The organism is Clavibacter phaseoli (assembly GCF_021922925.1).
GTDB lineage: Bacteria > Actinomycetota > Actinomycetes > Actinomycetales > Microbacteriaceae > Clavibacter > Clavibacter phaseoli.
Genome location: NZ_CP040786.1, coordinates 1,737,308 through 1,756,797, shown reverse-complemented (window position 1 = coordinate 1,756,797; position 19,490 = coordinate 1,737,308). Strand labels below are relative to the sequence as shown.

15 protein-coding genes are annotated in these 19,490 nt (G+C 75.7%); 10 read left to right on the top strand and 5 right to left on the bottom strand.

Annotation, left to right across the window (positions count from 1 at the left end; genetic code table 11):
• Positions 1 to 73 precede the first annotated feature (73 nt).
• Entirely contained in the window at positions 74 to 3,154 is a 3,081-nt protein-coding gene (locus tag FGI33_RS08190; RefSeq protein ID WP_237581627.1) for a glycosyltransferase family 2 protein, read from the top strand.
• Positions 3,141 to 4,658, top strand: a complete 1,518-nt coding sequence (locus FGI33_RS08185; RefSeq protein WP_119434907.1) for a DUF5719 family protein — start codon at positions 3,141 to 3,143, stop codon at positions 4,656 to 4,658. Before FGI33_RS08190 ends, FGI33_RS08185 begins: the two co-directional genes overlap by 14 nt.
• 67 nt (positions 4,659 to 4,725) lie before the next feature.
• On the opposite strand, the gene FGI33_RS08180 is transcribed toward FGI33_RS08185, so the two are convergent.
• The gene (locus tag FGI33_RS08180) at positions 4,726 to 5,169 is read right to left on the bottom strand and encodes a metallopeptidase family protein (RefSeq protein ID WP_086520751.1); all 444 of its coding nucleotides are present in this window, start codon (positions 5,167 to 5,169) and stop codon (positions 4,726 to 4,728) included.
• Between the two features lie 45 nt (positions 5,170 to 5,214).
• Here FGI33_RS08180 and FGI33_RS08175 point away from each other — a divergent pair, with 45 nt between their 5' ends.
• From FGI33_RS08175 to ahcY, 6 genes are all read left to right on the top strand, one after another.
• Positions 5,215 to 5,436: a DUF3499 family protein gene (locus FGI33_RS08175; RefSeq protein WP_015489735.1), complete on the top strand. Its 222-nt coding sequence runs from the start codon at positions 5,215 to 5,217 to the stop codon at positions 5,434 to 5,436.
• Positions 5,433 to 6,860, top strand: coding sequence for a phosphomannomutase/phosphoglucomutase (locus FGI33_RS08170; RefSeq protein ID WP_119434906.1), 1,428 nt, complete (start codon positions 5,433 to 5,435; stop codon positions 6,858 to 6,860). Before FGI33_RS08175 ends, FGI33_RS08170 begins: the two co-directional genes overlap by 4 nt.
• A gap of 144 nt (positions 6,861 to 7,004) precedes the next feature.
• Positions 7,005 to 7,286: a metal-sensitive transcriptional regulator gene (locus FGI33_RS08165; RefSeq protein WP_015489737.1), complete on the top strand. Its 282-nt coding sequence runs from the start codon at positions 7,005 to 7,007 to the stop codon at positions 7,284 to 7,286.
• A 53-nt stretch (positions 7,287 to 7,339) separates the two neighbouring features.
• Positions 7,340 to 7,555: a heavy-metal-associated domain-containing protein gene (locus FGI33_RS08160; protein WP_116052587.1), complete on the top strand. Its 216-nt coding sequence runs from the start codon at positions 7,340 to 7,342 to the stop codon at positions 7,553 to 7,555.
• Between the two features lies 1 nt (position 7,556).
• The gene (locus FGI33_RS08155) at positions 7,557 to 10,007 is read left to right on the top strand and encodes a heavy metal translocating P-type ATPase (protein WP_237581625.1); all 2,451 of its coding nucleotides are present in this window, start codon (positions 7,557 to 7,559) and stop codon (positions 10,005 to 10,007) included.
• A 62-nt stretch (positions 10,008 to 10,069) separates the two neighbouring features.
• Complete coding sequence (ahcY, locus tag FGI33_RS08150) at positions 10,070 to 11,554, top strand: adenosylhomocysteinase (RefSeq protein WP_119435433.1); 1,485 nt, start codon at positions 10,070 to 10,072, stop codon at positions 11,552 to 11,554.
• Positions 11,555 to 11,628: 74 nt separating this feature from the next.
• On the opposite strand, the gene FGI33_RS08145 is transcribed toward ahcY, so the two are convergent.
• Positions 11,629 to 12,498, bottom strand: coding sequence for an RDD family protein (locus FGI33_RS08145; protein WP_237581624.1), 870 nt, complete (start codon positions 12,496 to 12,498; stop codon positions 11,629 to 11,631).
• 16 nt (positions 12,499 to 12,514) lie between these two features.
• On the opposite strand from FGI33_RS08145, the gene FGI33_RS08140 reads away from it, so the two are divergent.
• The gene (locus tag FGI33_RS08140; protein ID WP_119435649.1) at positions 12,515 to 13,510 is read left to right on the top strand and encodes a stage II sporulation protein M; all 996 of its coding nucleotides are present in this window, start codon (positions 12,515 to 12,517) and stop codon (positions 13,508 to 13,510) included.
• 52 nt (positions 13,511 to 13,562) lie between these two features.
• Here the strand turns inward: FGI33_RS08140 and FGI33_RS08135 are convergent, their stop codons facing one another.
• The gene (locus tag FGI33_RS08135) at positions 13,563 to 16,049 is read right to left on the bottom strand and encodes a beta-glucosidase H (RefSeq protein WP_237582467.1); all 2,487 of its coding nucleotides are present in this window, start codon (positions 16,047 to 16,049) and stop codon (positions 13,563 to 13,565) included.
• Between the two features lie 53 nt (positions 16,050 to 16,102).
• Positions 16,103 to 17,278 (bottom strand): MFS transporter, encoded by a 1,176-nt coding sequence (locus FGI33_RS08130; RefSeq protein ID WP_237581622.1) that lies wholly within the window; start codon positions 17,276 to 17,278, stop codon positions 16,103 to 16,105.
• 215 nt (positions 17,279 to 17,493) lie between these two features.
• On the opposite strand from FGI33_RS08130, the gene FGI33_RS08125 reads away from it, so the two are divergent.
• Complete coding sequence (locus tag FGI33_RS08125) at positions 17,494 to 18,129, top strand: TetR/AcrR family transcriptional regulator (RefSeq protein ID WP_119435357.1); 636 nt, start codon at positions 17,494 to 17,496, stop codon at positions 18,127 to 18,129.
• A 43-nt stretch (positions 18,130 to 18,172) separates the two neighbouring features.
• Here FGI33_RS08125 and FGI33_RS08120 read toward each other — a convergent pair whose 3' ends face one another.
• Positions 18,173 to 19,480, bottom strand: coding sequence for a DUF58 domain-containing protein (locus tag FGI33_RS08120; protein WP_237581620.1), 1,308 nt, complete (start codon positions 19,478 to 19,480; stop codon positions 18,173 to 18,175).
• Positions 19,481 to 19,490: the final 10 nt, after the last annotated feature.

The window sequence follows — 19,490 nt, the reverse complement described above, 5'->3', positions numbered from 1 at the left end:
GGGCCCCCGGCTTCCGGCGCGCCGTCCGGCTGCGGCGGATCCCCACCACGCACCACGTAGGGTCTCCCCTGTCATGCAGCCACGAGTAACCGCGATCCTCGTCGCCCACGAGGGCGCGCCGTTCCTCGACCGGACCCTGGCGGCCATCGCCGCGCAGACCCGGCGGCCCGACCAGGTCGTCGTGGTCGACCTCGGCTCGCGTGACGGATCCGCCGCCCTCCTCGCCGCGTCCGACCCGACGCGCATGGTGCAGGCCCCCGCGCGCATGACCTTCGGGCAGGCCGTCGACCAGGCCGTCCGCGTGATCCCCGCGCCCGAGGGCGACCACGAGCTGCTCTGGCTGCTCTCGGCCGACAACGCGCCCGCGCCCGACGCGCTCGAGCGCCTGCTCGCCGCCGTCGAGGCCTCGCCGAGCGTCGCGGTCGCCGGCCCGAAGCTCATGGAGTGGGACCACCCGGGCTACATCCACGAGATGGGGACCACGCTCACGACCCTGGGCGCGGCCGTGCCGATCGTCGACGTCGAGCTCGACCAGGCGCAGTACGACGAGATGAGCGACGTCCTCGGCGTCGCCGCGGGCGGCATGCTGGTGCGCCACCGCCTCTGGGACGAGCTGGGCGGCTTCGACGACGCGCTCCCCGCCATCGACGACGCGCTCGACCTCTGCGTCCGCGCCCGCCTCGCCGGCCACCGCGTCGTGGTCGTCCCCGCCGCCCGCGTCGCCTCCGCGGGCGACGCGGGCCCCGGCACCGCCTTCCTCGGGAAGCGCACGCCGCGCCGTCGCCGCCGTCGACTGCGCCGGCAGGCCCAGCTGCACCGCCGCCTCGCCTACGCGCCGGCGGCCGCCGTCCCGTTCCACTGGCTCTCGCTCGTGCCCCTCGCCATCCTGCGCGCGCTGCTCCAGATGCTCCGCAAGCGCCCGACGGCCGCTCCCGGGGAGATCGGCGCCGCGGTGCGCGTGGCCGTGGCGCCCGGGCGGATCCGCGCCAGCCGTCGCCGGCTCGCCGCGGCCCGGACGGCGCCGTGGTCGAGCATCGCCTCCCTCCGCCAGCCGCTCGCGGTCGGCCGTCGCCGGCGGTCGCTGGCCCGCGAGCAGTACCGCGTCGAGCACATGGGCGTCTCCGACGGCGTGGAGTTCCTCGCCACCGGCGGCGGCTGGACCGTGCTCGCCGCGCTCCTCCTCTCCGCCGTCATGTGGCTGCCGCGGCTCACCGGCACCGCCCTCGTCGGCGGCCAGCTGCTGCCGCTCGGCCCGAGCGCCGGCGCGCTGTGGGCGCAGGTCGGCATCGGCGTGCGCGGATCCGGCGCCGGACCCGTCGCCCCCTCCGACCCATTCGCCTACGTGCTCGCCGTGCTCGGCAGCGTCACCGCGTGGGAGCCGTCGCTCGCGGTGCTCGGCCTGTTCGTGGCCGCCCTGCCGCTCGCGGCCCTCGCCGCCTGGCTGTGCGCGGCGCAGCTGACCCGCAACGCCTGGCTGCGCGCCCTGGCCGCCCTGGTCTGGACGCTCGCGCCCACCCTGCTCATCGCGCTCGGCGAGGGCCGCCTGCCGGCCGTGCTCGCGCACCTGCTCCTCCCGTGGCTCGCGCTCGCGGTGCTGCGCGCGCCCCGCTCGTGGTCCGCGTCCGCCGTGGCGGGGATCCTGATGGCCGCCGTCGGCGCGTCCGCCCCCTCGCTCGTCCCCGCCGTGCTCATGCTGTGGCTCGTCGCGACCGTGCGGGCCGGGCGCCGTGCCGGCCGGCTCGCGACGATCCCCGTGCCGCTGGTCGCCCTGGTCGCGCCCCTCGTCGTCTACCGCGTGATGCAGGGGCAGCCGCTCGCCCTCGCCGCCGACCCGGCCGTCCCCGCGGGCTTCACGCCCGCCGACGTGCCCGGCCTCGCGCTCGGCTTCCCGACCTCGGGCCTCGGCGGATGGTCCGCGTTCGTCGAGTCGCTGGGCGCCACACTGCCGGCCGCCGTGCCGCTCGTCGTCGTCGCGGTCCTGGTCGCGCCGCTCGTGCTGGGCGCGATCGCGGCGCTCTTCCTCCGCGGATCGCACCGGGCCGCCCTCGCGCTGGGCGTGACGGTGCTGGGCTTCGCGACCGCGGTGCTCGCGGCGCGGACGGTGGTGCAGTCGACCGGATCCGACGTCGTCGCCGTCTGGCCCGGGTCCGGCCTCAGCCTCCTCTGGCTCGGCCTCGCCGGCGCCCTCGTGCTCGGCTTCGCGACGCTCGGCCGCCGCTCGGTCGTGCCGGGGCTCGTGGCCGCCGTGACCCTGGTCGTGCTCGCCCTCCCGCTCGTCTCGGCCGCGGTCGCCGGATCCACCGCCGTGCGCGCCACCACCGACACCTCGCTGCCCGGCCTCGTCGTCGCGGAGGCCGCCACGGATCCCGCGGTCGGCACGCTCGTGCTCCGCGCCGGGGACGACGGCTCGCTCTCCGCCGACGTGGAGCGCGGCGCCGGACGCACGCTCGAGCAGGTCTCCACGGTCGACTCGACCATCGGGCCGCTGTCCGACACGCAGACGCGCGTCGCCGAGCTCGCGGGCAACGTCTCCTCCCGCTCGGGACTCGACGCGACGGAGGACCTCCAGGGCCTCGGGATCAGCTACGTGCTGCTCGAGACACCGTCGGGCGACGCGGAGACCGTCGTGCACGACCGCGCCCGCGCCGCCCTCGACGACGACCCCGTCTTCACGGCCGTGGGGCAGACCGAGGCCGGGCTGCTCTGGCGCTTCGTGGGCAGCGACGACCTCGTCGCCCAGGTCGCGGGTCCCGGCAACCTCGACGACCCAGGGCGCGCGGGCGTGCTCGCGGCGCAGGCGCTCGTGTTCGCGCTCACGCTGCTCCTCGCGATCCCCACCGGCGGCCTCGCGGCGCGCAGCCGCCCGCTGCCCGCCTACCGCGAGCCCGTCGCCGCGGGGGACGCGCGCCCGGCGGACGCCGTGGAGCCGCGGCCCGCGCACGACGACCGCGGCACCCCGGCCTACCTCGACGAGCCGACGGGACAGGCCGTGGAGGCCGCGCCCTTCGGCGACATCCCGCAGGCGGGTGAGCGCCGCGCCGGGGACGACGGGGAGCGCGACGACGCGGCTCCCGCGCCCGCCGCCGACCGGGACGACGACCGCGCCCGCGGCGCCGACGACGACGACCGCAGGAGGACAGATGGCCACGCGTGACGCCGTGCGCATCGCGACGCGCGTGACCACCGGGATCGTCGGCGTCGCCGTGCTGGGGGTCGTCGTGACCGGCGCCCTCCTGCTCCCGCCCGCAGCCAGCGACGCGAGCGCCCCCTCGGTGCTCGTGACCCCCGTCGCGACCGATCAGCAGCGCGTCTGCGCCGGCTCCCTCCTCCGCCCGCCCGCCGCGGACGCCGCCTCGACGACCACCGCGGTCGCCGAGGGGAGCGCCGCCACGACGAGCGGATCCGCCGTGACCGGGTCGACGGGCGCCGCCCCCGACGTCCGCACCTCGCGCCTCGAGGCTCCCGACGTGCAGGGCGCGGCGTCCAGCGCCCCCTCCGTGCTCGCCGTCGCGGGCGCCGTCGACGACGCGCCGACCGACCTCGCGGGCGCGTCCTCCGAGATCGCGACGGAGTCCGACCTCGCGGGGCTCGCCGTCGCGTCGTGCGCCGAGGCGACGGCCGACGCGTGGCTCGTCGGCGGCGCCACGACCACCGGCCGCACCACCTTCGTCGTGCTCGACAACCCGTCCGGCGTCTCCTCCACGGTCGACCTCGCCATCACGGGCGAGGACGGCGCCGTCAGCGCCCCGGGCGCCAGCGGGATCTCCGTCCCGGCCGGCAGCCGCCGCGTGCTCAGCCTCGCGGGCCTCGCCCCCGACCTCTCCTCCCCGGCCGTGCACGTGCAGAGCCGCGGCGGCCAGATCGTCGCGCGTCTCGAGCAGAGCACGGTGCGCGGGCTCCTCGCGGGCGGCGTCGACTGGATCGGCCCCGCCGCGGCCCCGTCCACCGAGCTGGCCATGACCGGGCTCCGCATCGACTCCCAGGCGGCCGCGGTCGCGCCCGTCGAGGGCGAGGAGCAGCCCGCGGCCGACGCGGGCGGATCCGCGCCCGGAGCGGGCTCCGACCCCGGCACCGACCCCGACCGCGAGACGGCCGTGCGGATAGTGGTCCCCGGATCCGAGGACGCCGACGTCAGCGTGAGCGTCGCCCCCGAGGAGGGCACCGACGGCACCGGCACCACCTTCACGGTGCAGGCCGACGCGGGCCGCACCATCGACGTGCCGGTCGCCGACCTCCCCGACGGCCGCTACTCGGTCACGGTGCAGAGCTCGGTCCCGGTCACCGCGGCCGTGCGCAGCGTGTCCGGCGCGGCGGAGAGCGGCGCGACCGACTTCGCGTGGGTCCCGTCCGCGGAGGCGCTCACGCGCGACGCGCTCGTGTCGGTGCCCGCCGGTCCGGCGCCGCTCCTGCACCTGCGGAACGCGGGCGGCCAGGCGGCGACCGTCACGGCGCGGCCGACCGACGGATCGGATCCGGTGTCGCTCGACGTGCCCCCGGGATCCGCGGCCTCCGTCGCCGTCACGGCCGGGCGCACCTACCTGCTCGAGGGCGCCACCGGCCTCACGGCGACCGTCACGCTCGCCGAGCCCGGGCGATCCGCGGCGCTGCCCGTCGTGCCGGTGCTGCCGGCCGCGGACCCGCTGCGCGTCCACCCCTGACGCCGGTCCGAGCCGGCCGCTCCGCGCGCGGAGACGCGGACGCCTGACGCCCGTTCGGGATCCGCGGTCAGTGCGGGTCGTACCTGTCGGGCGCGAGCTCCCACGGGTCCTTGCCGAGCAGCTCGGCGACCGCGCGGTACACGCAGCCCTCGACGAGCGCCCGCTGGTGGTACTCGTCGTCCTCGTGCAGGTGCGCGAGGCGCTCGATGGGGAGGCGGTAGAAGATCACGCGGCGCTCGTCGGCGAGGACGCTCCAGCGGTCGATGCCGTCCCGCTCGCTGTTCTCGGCGGGGAGCGCGGCGACCTCGAACGAGACGCGGTCGAGCTCGTCGGGCCAGAGGCCGCGGAGGTACTCGGCGGCGGACGCGATGGTCTGGTCGAAGACGTCGGCGCGCGTGCGCAGCACCGGCAGCTCCGGCCCGGTGACGGGGGAGCGGAGGCCGCGGCCGTGCCGATCCCGCCAGGAGCCCCGGATGGAGACGTGGCCTCCCCGGCGGCGCGATCGTGGCATGGCCCCATCGTACGGCCCCGGGGTCGGCGGTAGTGTGGGCCCGACATGACGAACAGGCCCTGCTCCCGCGTCGGCTGCACCGGCGGCGCCACGACCACGCTCACCTACGTCTACGCGGACTCCATGGCCGTCCTCGGGCCCCTCAGCCACGACTCCGAGCCGCACAGCTACGACCTGTGCGACCGCCACGCGGCCCGCCTCTCGGCCCCGCAGGGATGGCAGATCGTCCGGCACGGGGTGCTCGGTGAGGTAGGTTTCGGAGCATGACGACGACTGCCGCCGAGACGCTGACCGCCATCGTGAAGACCTACGACGTGCGAGGTCTCGTCGGTAGCCAACTGACCGAGGAGCTGGTCACGGCCCTCGGCGCCGGCTTCGTCGACGAGCTCGGAGCCGCCGGGAGCGAGATCGTGGTCGGGCATGACATGCGCGACTCCTCGCCGTCCTTCGCCCAGGCGTTCGCGCGCGGCGCGACGGCCCGCGGCGGCAACGTCCTCCTCATCGGTCTCTGCTCCACCGACGAGACCTACTTCGCGTCCGGATCCCTCGACGCCCCCGCGGTCATGTTCACCGCGAGCCACAACCCGGCCACCTACAACGGCCTCAAGTTCTCCCGCGCGGGCGCGCAGGGCATCAGCCTGGACACGGGCCTCGGCGCCATCCGCGACCGCGCCATCGGCTTCCTCGAGGGCGGGATCGCACCCGTCGAGCCCGCGGGCGAGGTGCGCGAGCGCGACGTGCTCGCCGACTACGCCGGCTACCTCCGTCAGCTCGTCGACCTGTCCGGGATCCGCCCGCTGCGCGTCGTCGTCGACGCCGGCAACGGCATGGGCGGCATGACCGTGCCCGCCGTGCTCGGCACCGCGGCCGGCCTGCCCGAGCTGCCCATCGAGATCATCCCGCTCTACTTCGAGCTCGACGGCACGTTCCCGAACCACGAGGCGAACCCGCTGGAGCCGGCCAACCTGGTCGACCTGCAGAAGGCGGTCGTCGAGCACGGCGCCGACCTCGGCCTCGCCTTCGACGGCGACGCGGACCGCTGCTTCGTGGTGGACGAGAAGGGCCAGGCGGTCACGCCCAGCGCCGTCGCCGCCATCGTCGCCCTCCGCGAGATCTCGCGCGTGAAGGCCCAGTCGCCCGACGAGGACGTCACGGTCCTGCACAACCTCATCACCTCGCGCATCGTGCCCGAGACCATCGAGGCGGCGGGCGCCACGGCCGTCCGCACGCGCGTCGGCCACTCGCTCATCAAGGACCAGATGGCCGCCACGGGCGCCGTCTTCGGCGGCGAGCACTCCGCGCACTACTACTTCCGCGACTTCTGGGGCGCCGACAACGGCATGCTCGCCGCGATGCACCTGCTCGCCGAGTTCGGCCAGACCGACGGCCTCATGTCCGACCTCTCCGCGCGCTACACGCCGTACGCGCTGTCGGGCGAGATCAACAGCACGGTCGACGACGTGCCCGCCGCCTACGAGCGCATCGTCGAGGCCTTCCGCGGCCGCGGCGAGTTCGACGAGCTCGACGGCCTCACGGTCGACGGCCCGGTCGGCGACGACGGCGCGTTCTGGTGGTTCAGCGTCCGCCCGTCGAACACCGAGCCGCTGCTGCGCCTGAACGTCGAGGCGTCGACCGAGGAGCGCATGGCCGCCCTCCGCGACGAGCTCCTGGGGCTGATCCGCGGGGCCTGATCCCGCGACCCGCACCGCATCCGACGCCGCGTCCCTCCTGGAGGGGCGCGGCGTCGTCGCGTGCGGGCGCCCGCGGCATACCCCTGGGGGGTTCCGGTGGGTACCCCCAGGGGGTACCATGGACGGGAACGGGAGGTGGCCGCCATGGTCGGGTACAGCGAGGGCAAGGACGACATCCTCAAGCGGCTGCGGCGCGCGGAGGGCCAGGTGCGCGGGATCGAGCGCATGGTCGAGTCCGACACCTACTGCATCGACGTCCTCACGCAGGTGTCCGCGGTCACGCGCGCCATGGAGACCGTCGCGCTGAAGCTGCTCGACGACCACCTCGCCCACTGCCTCGCGGAGGCCGCGCGCGAGGGCGGCCAGGTCGCGGACGACAAGGTGCGCGAGGCCTCCGCGGCCATCGCGCGGCTCGTCCGCTCCTGATCCGCGCCTCCGGCACCGCACCCATCGACAGCGCACGACACGAAGGAGATCCCATGACCACCACGACCTTCCCCGTCACCGGCATGACCTGCGCGCACTGCGTCGCGAGCGTCACCGAGGAGGTCGGCGAGCTGCCCGGCGTCGCGTCCGTCGCCGTCGACCTCGTCGTGGGCGGCGCGTCCACCGTCACCGTGGAGAGCGACGGCCCGCTCGACCCCGCGGCCGTCCGCGCCGCCGTCGACGAGGCCGGCTACGTCGCGGAGGTCTGACGTGACCGACCCCGCATCCGGATCCGCGCCCGTCACGGGACCCGTCGCCGCCCCGCCCGAGGACGGCGTCGTGCTCACGCGCGTCGACCTCGACGTGCAGGGCATGACGTGCGCATCGTGCGCGATGCGCATCGAGCGGAAGCTCGGCCGGATGCCCGGGGTCGAGGCGGCCGTCAACTACGCCACGCACCGGGCGCGCGTGCAGCTGCCCGAGGGCACGAGCGTCGAGGACGCGATCCGCACCATCGAGCGGACGGGGTACCGCGCGTCCGAGCGCGCCGGTTGGGGGAGCGGGGCGGCGGACGTCGCGTCCGCTCCTGCTCCGGCCGCATCCGCATCCGCGGGGCGCGCGCCCGTCGCGGTCGAGGCCCCGCGCGTCCGGCCGGCCGCGTCCGACGCCGGCGCGGCGGATCCGGCATCCGCCGCCTCGCCCGAGCCCGCGGCGGCGCCCGCCGCCCGTGACGCCGTCGCGGCCCGCCGCCCCGACGCCGAGGAGCTCGCGCTGCGCCAGCGCCTCGTCGTCTCCGCGGCCCTCACCGTCCCCGTCTTCCTCATGGCGATGATCCCGGCGCTCCAGTTCGACGATTGGCAATGGCTGTCCCTCGCGCTCGCCGCGCCCGTCGCGGTGTGGGGCGCGTGGCCGTTCCACCGGTCCGCGGCCGTCAGCGCGCGCCACGGCGGCGTCGGCATGGACACGCTCGTGAGCATCGGCGTCGCGGCCGCCTTCCTGTGGTCCCTGTACGCGCTCTTCCTCGGCGACGCGGGCGAGCCCGGCATGCGCATGACCATGAGCCTCGTCTCGGAGCCCGGCGGCGGATCCGGCGACGTCTACCTCGAGGTCGCCGCGGCCGTCACGGTCTTCCTCCTGGGCGGCCGCTACCTGGAGGCGCGGGCCGCCCGCGCGTCCGGCGCCGCCCTCGCGGCGCTCCTCGACCTCGCCGCCAAGGACGTGGCCGTCGTGCGCGACGGCGTCGAGCGGCGGATCCCCATCCGCGAGCTGCGCGTCGACGAGGAGTTCGTCGTGCGGCCGGGCGAGCGCATCGCGACCGACGGCGTGGTCGTCGACGGGTCCAGCGCCGTCGACCGCTCGCTCCTCACGGGGGAGTCGCTGCCCGTGGAGGTCGGCCCCGGCGACGACGTCACGGGCGCCACCCTCAACGCCGGCGGCCGCCTGCTCGTGCGCGCCACGCGCGTGGGGGAGGAGACCCGGCTCGCCCGCATGGCCGCGCTCGTGGAGGAGGCGCAGACCGGCAAGGCCCGGATCCAGCGCCTGGCCGACCGCGTCTCGGCCGTCTTCGTGCCCGTGGTGCTCGTGCTCGCCGTCGGCACGCTCGTCGGCTGGCTGCTGCTCGGCTTCCCGCCCGAAGCCGCGTTCACCGCGGCCGTCGCCACCCTGATCATCGCGTGCCCGTGCGCCCTCGGCCTCGCGACGCCGACCGCGCTCCTCGTGGGCACGGGCCGGGGCGCGCAGCTCGGGATCCTCATCACCGGACCCGAGGTGCTCGAGTCCACCCGGCGCATCGACACCGTGCTGCTCGACAAGACCGGCACCGTCACGACGGGCGTCATGTCGCTCGTGCGGGCCGTGCCCGCGGCGGGGATCGACGCCGACGAGCTCGTGCGCGTCGCCGCCGCGCTCGAGGCGCGGTCGGAGCACCCGGTCGCGCGCGCCGTCGTCGAGGCGGCGGGCGCCGGATCCCCGTCGGCCGTCGAGGGCTTCGTCGCCACCGCGGGCCTCGGCGTGCACGGCGTCGTCGACGGCCGCGCGGTCGCCGTCGGCCGGCCGTCGTGGCTCGCGGAGCGGTGGGCCGCCGAGCCCGACGCGACGCTCGCTGCGGCGCTGCGGGACGCCGAGGCGGAGGGATCCACCGCCGTCGCGGTCGCGTGGGACGGCGCCGTCCGCGGGATCCTCGCCGTCGCCGACACCGTCAAGCCCACGAGCACGGAGGCCGTCCGCCGGATCCGCGCCCTCGGCCTCCGCCCCGTCCTCCTCACGGGCGACACGGCGGGCGCCGCGCACCGCGTCGCCGCGGAGGTCGGCATCGACGAGGTCATCGCGGGCGTCCTCCCCGAGGGCAAGCTCGAGGCGGTCCGCCGCCTGCAGGCCGAGGGCCGCGTGGTCGCGATGGTCGGCGACGGCGTGAACGACGCCGCCGCGCTCGCGCAAGCCGATCTCGGGATCGCGATGGGCACGGGCACCGACGCGGCCATCGAGGCGGGCGACATCACGATCGTCCGCGGCGACCTCGTGCTCGTGGCCGACGCCGTGCGGCTCGCGCGGCGCACGCTCGGCACGATCCGCGGCAACCTGTTCTGGGCCTTCGCCTACAACGCCGCCGCGATCCCCGTCGCCATGCTGGGGCTGCTCAACCCGCTCGTCGCCGGGCTCGCCATGGCGCTGTCGTCGGTCTTCGTCGTCACGAACAGCCTGCGCCTCCGCCGCTTCCGCTAGCCGTCGGGCGCCCGGTCGTCATCCACGGCCGGGCGTCACGCGTCGGATGCGAGACTGGACGCATGACCCTGCTCCCGGAAGCCACGTCCACCGCTCTGCCCTTCCGCGTCGCCGACCTCTCCCTCGCGGAGTCCGGCCGCCACCAGATCCGCCTCGCCGAGAACGAGATGCCCGGCCTCATGGCCCTGCGCGAGGAGTTCGGCGCGTCGCAGCCGCTCGCGGGCGCGCGCATCGCCGGATCCATCCACATGACCGTGCAGACGGCCGTGCTCATCGAGACCCTCACCGCCCTCGGCGCGCAGGTGCGGTGGGCGAGCTGCAACATCTTCTCGACGCAGGACGAGGCCGCGGCCGCCGTCGCGGTCGGCGCCGGCACCCCGGACGCGCCCGCGGGCGTCCCCGTCTTCGCCTGGAAGGGCGAGACGCTCGAGGAGTACTGGTGGTGCACCGAGCAGATCTTCGACTGGTCGGGCGAGGCGCAGGCCGCCGACGCCGACTGGACGGGCCCGAACATGATCCTCGACGACGGCGGCGACGCCTCGCTCCTGGTGCACAAGGGCCGCGAGTACGAGCTGTCGGGCGTCGTGCCCGAGACGCCGGAGGACGCGAGCCACGAGTACCGCGTCATCCTCGACACGCTCCGCCGCAGCGTCGCCGCCTCCTCCGACCGCTGGACCCGCGTGGCCGCCGACATCCAGGGCGTCACCGAGGAGACCACCACGGGCGTCCACCGCCTGTACGAGCTGGCGCGCGACGGCGAGCTGCTGTTCCCGGCCATCAACGTCAACGACTCGGTCACCAAGAGCAAGTTCGACAACAAGTACGGCATCCGCCACTCCCTGCCCGACGGCCTCAACCGCGCCACCGACGTGCTCATCGGCGGCAAGGTCGCGTTCGTGGTCGGCTACGGCGACGTGGGCAAGGGCGCGGCCGAGGCGCTGCGCGGCCAGGGCGCGCGCGTCATCGTCTCCGAGGTCGACCCCATCTGCGCGCTCCAGGCCGCGATGGACGGCTATCAGGTCGCCCGCCTCGAGTCCGTCATCGACCAGGTCGACATCCTCGTCACCGGCACGGGCAACGTCGACGTCGTCCGCGTCGAGCACATCGAGCGGATGAAGCACCAGGCCATCATCGCCAACGTCGGCCACTTCGACAACGAGATCGACATGGCCGGCCTCGAGCGCATCCCGGGCGTGGAGAAGGTCGAGATCAAGCCGCAGGTGCACGAGTGGCGCCTGCCGTCGGGCCGCAGCGTCCTCGTGCTCTCCGAGGGCCGCCTGATGAACCTCGGCAACGCCACCGGCCACCCGTCCTTCGTGATGAGCAACTCGTTCACGAACCAGGTGCTCGCGCAGATCGAGCTGTGGGTGCGCAACGAGCAGTACCCGATCGGCGTGTACGTGCTGCCGAAGCACCTCGACGAGAAGGTCGCGCGCCTGCACCTCGACGCGCTCGGCGTGGAGCTCACCGAGCTCCGTCCCGAGCAGGCCGCCTACATCGGCGTCCCGGTCGAGGGGCCCTACAAGGTGGACCACTACCGGTACTGATCCGCGCCGTCGCGCCGACGCCGTCCGTCCCCTCCTCGGGGCGGGCGGCGTCGTCGCGTGGAGCGGCGCGCGGATCAGGCGGGCGTGGATCCGTCGCGCGCCGGGAACCCGTGCGGCAGCCCCGCGAGGATCGGCTCGAGCGACGCCATGCGGTCGCGCTCCAGCATCAGGGCGCGGTGCTCGCGCTCGCGGCGGACGGCGCCGACGGCCGTCACGAACGACTCGGGATCCGCGGCCGGCAGCGGCGACACGTGCACCGCGGCCTCGTTCGCCAGCTCCGCGGCGAGGCGCGCGCGGGAGGCCGGCGTCATGGCATCGCGCTGCGCGAGGAAGCGCGCGAGGCGACGGCCGAGGGCGTCCGGCAGGCGGCCGACGTCGGCCTCGGACGCCCACGCGACGAGGTGCGGCGGCACGGGCGGCAGCGGAGCGGGATACGCGGGCACGCGCTCGTGCTGCGAGAGCGTGCCGGCCACGAGGTCGCCGAGGCGCTGGGCGCGCGGCGAGAGGAGGCCCACGAGCGCGGCGAGCCCGCCGAGCGTGAGGTAGACCTCGAGGATCCCGACGAGCGCGCGCGCGACCGCGTGCCGGAGGCCGATGCCGCCGCCGTCCGCCCGCACGATGCGCGCGCCGACGGCCCAGCGCCCGAGCGACCGGCCACGCGACGCGACCTCGACGACCACGGGGAAGACGACGATCGCGAGCACGATCGCGGCGATGGCGCACGCGGCGCCGGACGCGTCGTCGAGGAGGCCCGCCTCGGCGAGCCGCCCGATGAGGAGCAGGAGCAGGAGGCCGACGACCAGGGAGGCGATCACGTCGATCGCGGCGCCCGCGGCCCGCAGCACGAAGCCCGCGGGGCGGACGTCGAGGGCGACGGCCTCGCCGACCACGAGCGCGTCGGGACCGTCCGAGACGTCCGGGTCGTGCGCGTCGGCTGCCGCCATGCATATAGTCAAGCAGATGGACCTCGACGCCTACACCGCCGCCCACCGGGACGACTGGGACCGGCTCGCCCGCCTCTCCGGCCGGCGCCGGCTCACCGGACCCGACGCGGACGAGCTCGTCGACCGGTACCAGGCGGGCGCGGCCGAGCTGTCCGCGATCCAGGCGGCGGCCGGATCCACCGCGCAGGGCGACCGGCTCTCGGTGGCGCTCTCGCGGGCGCGCATGCGCTTCACGGGGCAGACCACGAACGTCGCGTCGCGCATCCCCGCCTTCTTCGCCGTCGACCTGCCGGCGGCGCTCTACCGGATCCGCTGGCTCACGCTCGCGGTCGCCCTCGTGACCGTGGCCATCGTCGCGCTCTACGCCACGTGGATCCTCCGCGACCCGTCGATGATCGCGAGCCTCGGCAGCGACGCCGACCTCCGCCGGTACGTCGAGGACGACTTCGTCGACTACTACAGCGAGAACCCGGCGGCGTCGTTCACGGGCCAGGTCTGGACGAACAACGCGTGGATCGCCGCGCAGTGCGTGGCCTTCGGGATCACGGGGCTGTGGGTGCCGTACGTGATCCTGCAGAACGCGCAGGGCCTCGGCACGACGACCGCGGTGATGTTCTCCTACGGCGAGGGCGGCACGTTCTTCTCCTACATCCTCCCGCACGGCCTGCTGGAGCTGACGGCGATCTTCGTGGCCGCCGCCGCGGGCCTCCGCATCTCGTGGGCGTGGATCGCGCCCGGGGCCCGGACGCGCGGCCAGGCGCTCGCCGAGGACGGGCGCGCGCTCATCACGGTCGCGATGGGGCTCGTGCTGGTGCTGCTGGTCTCCGGGATCATCGAGGGCTTCGTCACGCCGCAGCCGTGGCCCGTGCCGCTGAAGATCGCGATCGGCGCGGCGGCGCTCGCGGCGTTCCTCTTCTACATGGTCGTCGTGGGCGGCCGGGCGGTGCGCCGGGGCGCGACGGGCGACCTCGACGAGTTCGAGGCGGGCGGCCGGCGGATCGTCGCGGGCTGAGCCCACGGATTCGTCGCGCCGCCCGCCTCGCGGGTCGTGCGGGTGGCGCGGGTCAGGCCGCCGGGTCCACCTCGGCCTCCAGCGGCGTCGCCGTCACCGAGGTGCCGACGTGCAGGCGGAACGCGCCGGGCTCGCGCTGCCAGCCGCCGTCCCAGTGCGCGAACGCCCGCGCGCCGATCGCGACGTCGACCTCGGCGGAGGCGCCGGCCGCGAGCTCGACGGACGCGAAGCCCGCGAGCCAGCGGACCGGCCGGTCGACCGCGGATCCGGCGCGCGACAGGTAGGCCTGCACGACCTGCTTGCCGGCGCGCTCGCCCGTGTTCGTCACCGTGACCGTCGCGGTGATCCCGCCCGCGCCGTCCTCGGCGACGCGCAGGTCGTCGATCGCGTGCGTGGTGTATCCGAGGCCGTGGCCGAACGCGTAGGCCGGGGTCGCGCCCGAGCGGAGCCACGCGCGGTAGCCGACGTGGATCCCCTCGTCGTAGACCACCTTCCCGTCGACCGGCGTGACGGAGCGGACGGGCACGTCCTCCTCGGTCGCGGGCCACGTCGTGGGGAGGCGGCCGCCGGGCTCCACGGCGCCGAACAGCACGTCGGCGAGGGCGCCGCCGAACTCCTGGCCGCCGAACCACGCGAGGAGCACCGCCCGCACGTCGTCGCGCCAGGGGAGGAGCACGGGGGACCCGGAGTTGACGACCACGATCGTGCGCGGGTTCGCGGCGGCGACGCGGCGCACGAGCTCGTCCTGGCGACCGGGGAGGGCGAGCGAGTCGCGGTCGAAGCCCTCGGACTCGACCTGCGCGTTGGTGCCGACGACGACGATCGCGACGTCCGCGTCGGTCGCCGCCTGGACGGCCTCGTCGAGCAGGCGCTCGGGCTCGGACTCGTCGGCCTCGATGCCCACCGTGATCCCGAGGATGCCCGCGAGGCCGCCCGGCATGCTGGTCAGCTCGAACTCGATCCGGAGGTCCACCGGCTCGCCCGCGGTCGCCTCGAGCGGCGCGGAGATCGAGGGCGGCGACATGAGGCTCGCGCCGAGGTCCATGCCCACGGGCGCGGCGCCGTCCTCGCGGAGGAGCGCGCCGTCGGCGTAGACGCGGCCGCGGCCGGTGGCGCTGAAGCCGACGAGCACCTCGCCCGTGGTCGTCGGGGTCCAGCGCGCGGTGATCTCGATGACCGCAGCCGTGCCCGTGGGCGCGTCGCCGCCGAAGTACATGAGCGTCGTCGCCCGGCGGTCCTCGGCGAACATCTCGCCGCCGTCCGCGTCGAGGAAGCGCACGAGGGCACCAGGGGAGCCCGTGCGGGGGTTCCGGATCTCCGCGAGCGGCAGCTCCTGGATCCCCTTCTGCACGACCGCGCCGCGCGCGTACCGCACCTCGACGCCGTCGCCGAGGGCGGCGCGGATCCCGTCGAGCGGCGTCACCACGTGATCCGGGATGACGGTCGCGCTGCCGCCGCCCTGGGTGCGCGCCTCGACGGCGTTGTGCCCGATGACGGCGACGCTGCGGAGCGCGGACGCGTCGAGCGGCAGGGCCGCGTCCTCGTTGCGGACGAGCACGGTGCCGGCCGCGGCGGCCGTGCGCGCGAACGCGACGCCGTCCTCGACCTGGACGGGCTCGGGCGCGACGGCGTCGAAGCCCTCGAGCGCGCCGACGCGGGCGGCGAGGCGCAGCAGGCGGACCACCTTGCGGTCGACGTCGGACTCCGGCACGCGGCCGTCGCGCACGGCGTCGAGGAGCGCGGGGCCCCACGCGCCGACGGGCCCCGGCATCTCGAGGTCCTGCGAGGCGCGCGCGGCGTCCACGCTGCGGACGCCCGTCCAGTCGCTGACCACGACGCCGTCGAAGCCCCACTCGGAGTTGAGCGGCGTCTCGAGCAGGTCGTTCTCGGTCGAGGTGGTGCCGTTGATCGAGTTGTACGAGCTCATCACGAGCCAGGCGCGCGACTCCACGACGGCCTTCTCGAACGCGGCGAGGTAGAGCTCGCGGAGCGCGCGCTCGGACACGACGCTGTCGGCCGTGAATCGGTCGGTCTCGTACTCGTTGGCGACGTAGTGCTTCGGGGTCGCGCCCACGCCGTTCTCCTGCACGCCGCGCACGTAGGCGGCGGCGAGGTCGGCGGTGAGCAGCGGATCCTCGCTGAACGCCTCGAAGTGCCGCCCGCCGTAGGGGGACCGGTGCAGGTTGATGGTCGGGCCGAGCACGACGTCGACGCCCTTGCGGCGCGCCTCCACCGCGGAGGCGCGGCCGTAGCGGGCGGCGATCCCGGTGTCCCAGGTGGAGGACAGCGCGGACGCCGACGGCAGGTTGAGCGACGGGGAGCGCTCGTCCCAGACCTCGCCGCGCACGCCGCTGGGGCCGTCGGAGACGAGCATGCGGCGGAGGCCGATGCCCTCGACGGGCCAGGTGGTCCAGAAGTCGCGGCCGGTGATCAGCCGCACCTTCTGCTCGAGGGTGAGGCGCGCGGCCAGCTCCTCGAGCCGGGCGCCGTCGGGGTCGAGCGGGGTGGTGTCGTGCGGTGCGTTCTCGTGCGGGTCCATGGCTGCTCCTCGGGTGACGTCGGCGTCGGGTAGATCCTGCTCGCGTGCGGCGGTCATCGGACGCCCTTCACGCGGAACGCGGCGGCCGCGCCGAGCACGCCGGCCGCGGCGCCGGCGAGGAAGAGGCCGGGGTAGCCGGCGATCCCCACCACGCCGCTCGCGGCGGTCGGCACGAGCGACTGCGGCAGCGCCTGGGCGATGTTGACGACGCCGAGGTCCTTGCCGTTGTCGGCGTCGCTCGGCAGCACGTCGGTGATGAGCGCGAGGTCGACCGCGTAGAACGAGCCGATGCCCGCGCCGATGACGAGCTGCGCGACGTAGACGACGGCGAGGCTGGGCGCGAGGGCGAGGATCACGAGGCCCACGACCGCGACGAGCGCCGCGGCGGCCACGAAGACCTTGCGGCGGCCGAGCCGGTCGCTCAGCCAGCCGGCCACGAAGGTGGTGGAGACGACGCCGATCACGTTGAAGAGCGTCGCGACGAAGACGGCGTTCGCGACGTCGGCCTGCGCGACGCCGAGGTCGTCGATGAGGTAGAAGGCGAGGTAGTTCGTGGCCGTCACGGCGCTGGCCGTGAGGAGGAAGCGCATGAGCCAGGCCCAGCCGAAGTCGGGGTTGCGGCGCGGGTCGAACACGAAGGACCCGAGCACCTCCCTGACGCCGAGGCGCGTGGTCGGCCGCTCGGTGAGCACGCGGTCGCGGAAGACGAGCGCGAAGGCGACGACCACGACCACGCCGATCGCGCCCGGCACGAGCACCTGCTGCGTCGTGGTCGTGAACAGCTGCACGATGAAGGTGCCGACCACGAGCGAGCCGTTCTGCGCGACGCCGATGGCGGCGGCGACCCGGCCGCGGTTGCGCGGGCGGGCCGAGTCGGCCATGACGGCGATGAGCGCGGCGATGGCGGCGTTGAAGCAGCCCTGCACGAGCATCCACGCGCCCACGAGCGCGAGCACGGTGGTGGCCTGCGTGAGGAGGATGAGCGCGCCGTAGCCGAGGACGACGCCGCCGATGATCCACGGGCGGCGCATTCCGAACCGGCCGGGCGTGCGGTCGGAGAGGCGGCCGGCGAGCGGGTTCACGACGAGGGCGACGAGCGCGCCCAGGCCGAGCACGAGGCTGAGGGTCCCGGCGGTGCTGTCCGGCGCCACCTCGGCGACCTTGAGCGCGAGCGACACGATGATGGGCGGCAGCAGGGCCACGAAGAGGCCGAGGAGCGCGATGGGCATCCCGATCTCGGCGCGGCGTGATCCGGGTGGACGGGTGCCGTCCGGCCCTCCGCTGGGGGCGCGCGACGCGCCCTCGGTCTGCTGGTCTCGGACTGCGTCGGCCACGGTGCCTCCAGGTTCCCGTCCGCCCTCGTCGGCGGAACGGCACGACGGTAGCACGCGAAACCGACCTGCGGTAGGTATTGAGGGCCCTCCCGGATCGCTAGGGTCGAGCCATGGCAGTCGACGAGGGCCCGCGGCGGTACGCCAAGGGCGCTGCCCGGCGCCGCGAGATCCTCGAGGCGGCGCTCGCCCTCATCGCCGAGCGCGGATACTCCGCGTCGTCGCTGCAGGAGATCGCCGACGCCGTGGGGATCAGCAAGGCCGGGGTCCTGCACTACTTCGACTCGCGCGAGGCGCTCATCGCCGCCGTGCTCGAGGAGCGCGACGCCCACTCCGCGGCCGACTACCGCGAGGCGGTGCCCGACGGGGATCCCGCGGACATGGTCGGCATGCTCCTGCGCGCGAGCTCGCACAACGCCGCGACGCCCGGCCTCGTCGCGCTGTACTCGCGCCTCGTCGTGGACGCGGCCGGCGCCGAGCACCCCGCGCACGCGTACATCGCCGACCGGTACGCCCGCGTCGTCGGCGCGGTGGCCGACCAGGTGCGCGCGCTCGACGTCGAGCTGCCCGGCGGGATGGACCCGGAGGCCTTCGCGCGCGTCGCCGTCGCGGTGAGCGACGGCCTGCAGCTGCAGTGGAGCTATCGCCCCGAGATCGACATGCGCGACGCGCTCGAGCGGGCGATCCGCGCGCTCAGCGGCGGCGCGCTCCCCGTGCCGTCGGCGGATCCGGCGGCGGCACTCGCCTGAGCCCCGCGCCCCGTCGGCCGCGATGCCGCGCGATCGCGCGACGTCAGAGCCGCCCGGTGGCCTTCAGCCGGATGTAGCGGTCGGCCAGCGCGGGCGGCAGGTCGGCCGGCGCGCCCGTGACGACGTCCGCCCCGAGCCTCCGCACCGCGGCCTCCACGCGCGCCACGTCGAGGAGGGCGCGCTCGGCGGCGGCCGCGCGGTACACGGCGGCGCGGCCGGAGCGGTCGGCGGCGCGCTCGGCGAGGCCCGGATCCACGACCGCGGCCACCAGCACGTGGTGCGTCCGCGTCAGCTGCGGCAGCGCCTGCAGGAGCGCCCGCGCGCTGCCGGGGGAGTCGATGGCGGTGAGCAGCACCACGAGCGAGCGCTGCGACACGATGCGGCGCACGAGCGCGGGCACGGCCGTCCAGTCGGTCTCCAGGAGCTCCGGGTCGACGGGCGCGAGGGCGTCGACCATGCGGGAGACGACGTCGCCGCCGGATCCCGCCCGCACCCGCGCGCGGACGCGCCGGTCGTGCGCCACGAGGTCCACCCGGTCGCCGGATCGGGTGGCGAGCGCCGCGAGCAGCAGCGACGCCTCGAACGCGGTGTCGAGCCGCGTCTCGTCCCGGATCCGGCCCGCGGCCGTGCGCCCCGTGTCGAGCACGAGCACCACGCGCCGGTCGCGCTCGGGCCGCCAGGTGCGCACGACGACGTCCTGCCGCCGGGCGGTCGCGCGCCAGTCGATCGACCGCACGTCGTCGCCGCGCACGTAGTCGCGCAGGCTGTCGAACTCGGTGCCCTGGCCGCGGACCATGAGCGCCGTGCGGCCGTCGAGCTCGCGCATGCGGGCGAGGCGCGAGGGCAGGTGGCGGCGCGAGCGGAACGGCGGCAGCACGCGCACGGCGCCGGGGGAGAGGAGCGTCGCCTGGCGCGCGGCGAGGCCGAGCGGGCCGTGCGCGCGGATCGTCACGCGCTCGGTGCAGCGCTCGCCGCGGCGCGTGGGCGTGAGCGTCAGGCGGATCGCGCGGCGCTCGCCGGCGGGGATCCGCACCCGGTCGCGCGTGGAGGACGCGCCCGCGGACGGCTGCCAGGCGTCGCGGACCACGGCCCGCAGCGTGCGCGGTCCGCGGTTGGTCACGAGCAGCACGCTCTCGCCCGTCTCGTCGAGGCGGATCCGCGCGGGCAGCACCCGCTCGAGCGCGACAGCGCGCGGGCTCGCCGCCAGGATCAGGTCGAGCGCGACGAGCGCGGCGACCAGGAGGATCCAGCCGGCGAGGAGCGCGTAGGCGGCGTCCGACCCGTCGCCGAGCGCGACGAGCGGCGCGATCCCCAGGAGGAGGAGCGCGACCGTGCGTCCGGTGAGGGCCATCTAGCGGCGC

Excerpts from the sequence above, each read along its gene's own strand:
- FGI33_RS08190 (WP_237581627.1), top strand. The coding sequence starts at position 74 with ATGCAGCCACGAGTAACCGCGATCCTCGTCGCCCACGAGGGCGCGCCG.
- FGI33_RS08185 (WP_119434907.1), top strand. The coding sequence starts at position 3,141 with ATGGCCACGCGTGACGCCGTGCGCATCGCGACGCGCGTGACCACCGGG.
- FGI33_RS08180 (WP_086520751.1), bottom strand. The coding sequence starts at position 5,169 with ATGCCACGATCGCGCCGCCGGGGAGGCCACGTCTCCATCCGGGGCTCC.
- FGI33_RS08175 (WP_015489735.1), top strand. The coding sequence starts at position 5,215 with ATGACGAACAGGCCCTGCTCCCGCGTCGGCTGCACCGGCGGCGCCACG.
- FGI33_RS08170 (WP_119434906.1), top strand. The coding sequence starts at position 5,433 with ATGACGACGACTGCCGCCGAGACGCTGACCGCCATCGTGAAGACCTAC.
- FGI33_RS08165 (WP_015489737.1), top strand. The coding sequence starts at position 7,005 with ATGGTCGGGTACAGCGAGGGCAAGGACGACATCCTCAAGCGGCTGCGG.
- FGI33_RS08160 (WP_116052587.1), top strand. The coding sequence starts at position 7,340 with ATGACCACCACGACCTTCCCCGTCACCGGCATGACCTGCGCGCACTGC.
- ahcY (WP_119435433.1), top strand. The coding sequence starts at position 10,070 with ATGACCCTGCTCCCGGAAGCCACGTCCACCGCTCTGCCCTTCCGCGTC.
- FGI33_RS08145 (WP_237581624.1), bottom strand. The coding sequence starts at position 12,498 with ATGGCGGCAGCCGACGCGCACGACCCGGACGTCTCGGACGGTCCCGAC.
- FGI33_RS08140 (WP_119435649.1), top strand. The coding sequence starts at position 12,515 with ATGGACCTCGACGCCTACACCGCCGCCCACCGGGACGACTGGGACCGG.
- FGI33_RS08135 (WP_237582467.1), bottom strand. The coding sequence starts at position 16,049 with ATGGACCCGCACGAGAACGCACCGCACGACACCACCCCGCTCGACCCC.
- FGI33_RS08130 (WP_237581622.1), bottom strand. The coding sequence starts at position 17,278 with ATGCCCATCGCGCTCCTCGGCCTCTTCGTGGCCCTGCTGCCGCCCATC.
- FGI33_RS08125 (WP_119435357.1), top strand. The coding sequence starts at position 17,494 with ATGGCAGTCGACGAGGGCCCGCGGCGGTACGCCAAGGGCGCTGCCCGG.
- FGI33_RS08120 (WP_237581620.1), bottom strand. The coding sequence starts at position 19,480 with ATGGCCCTCACCGGACGCACGGTCGCGCTCCTCCTCCTGGGGATCGCG.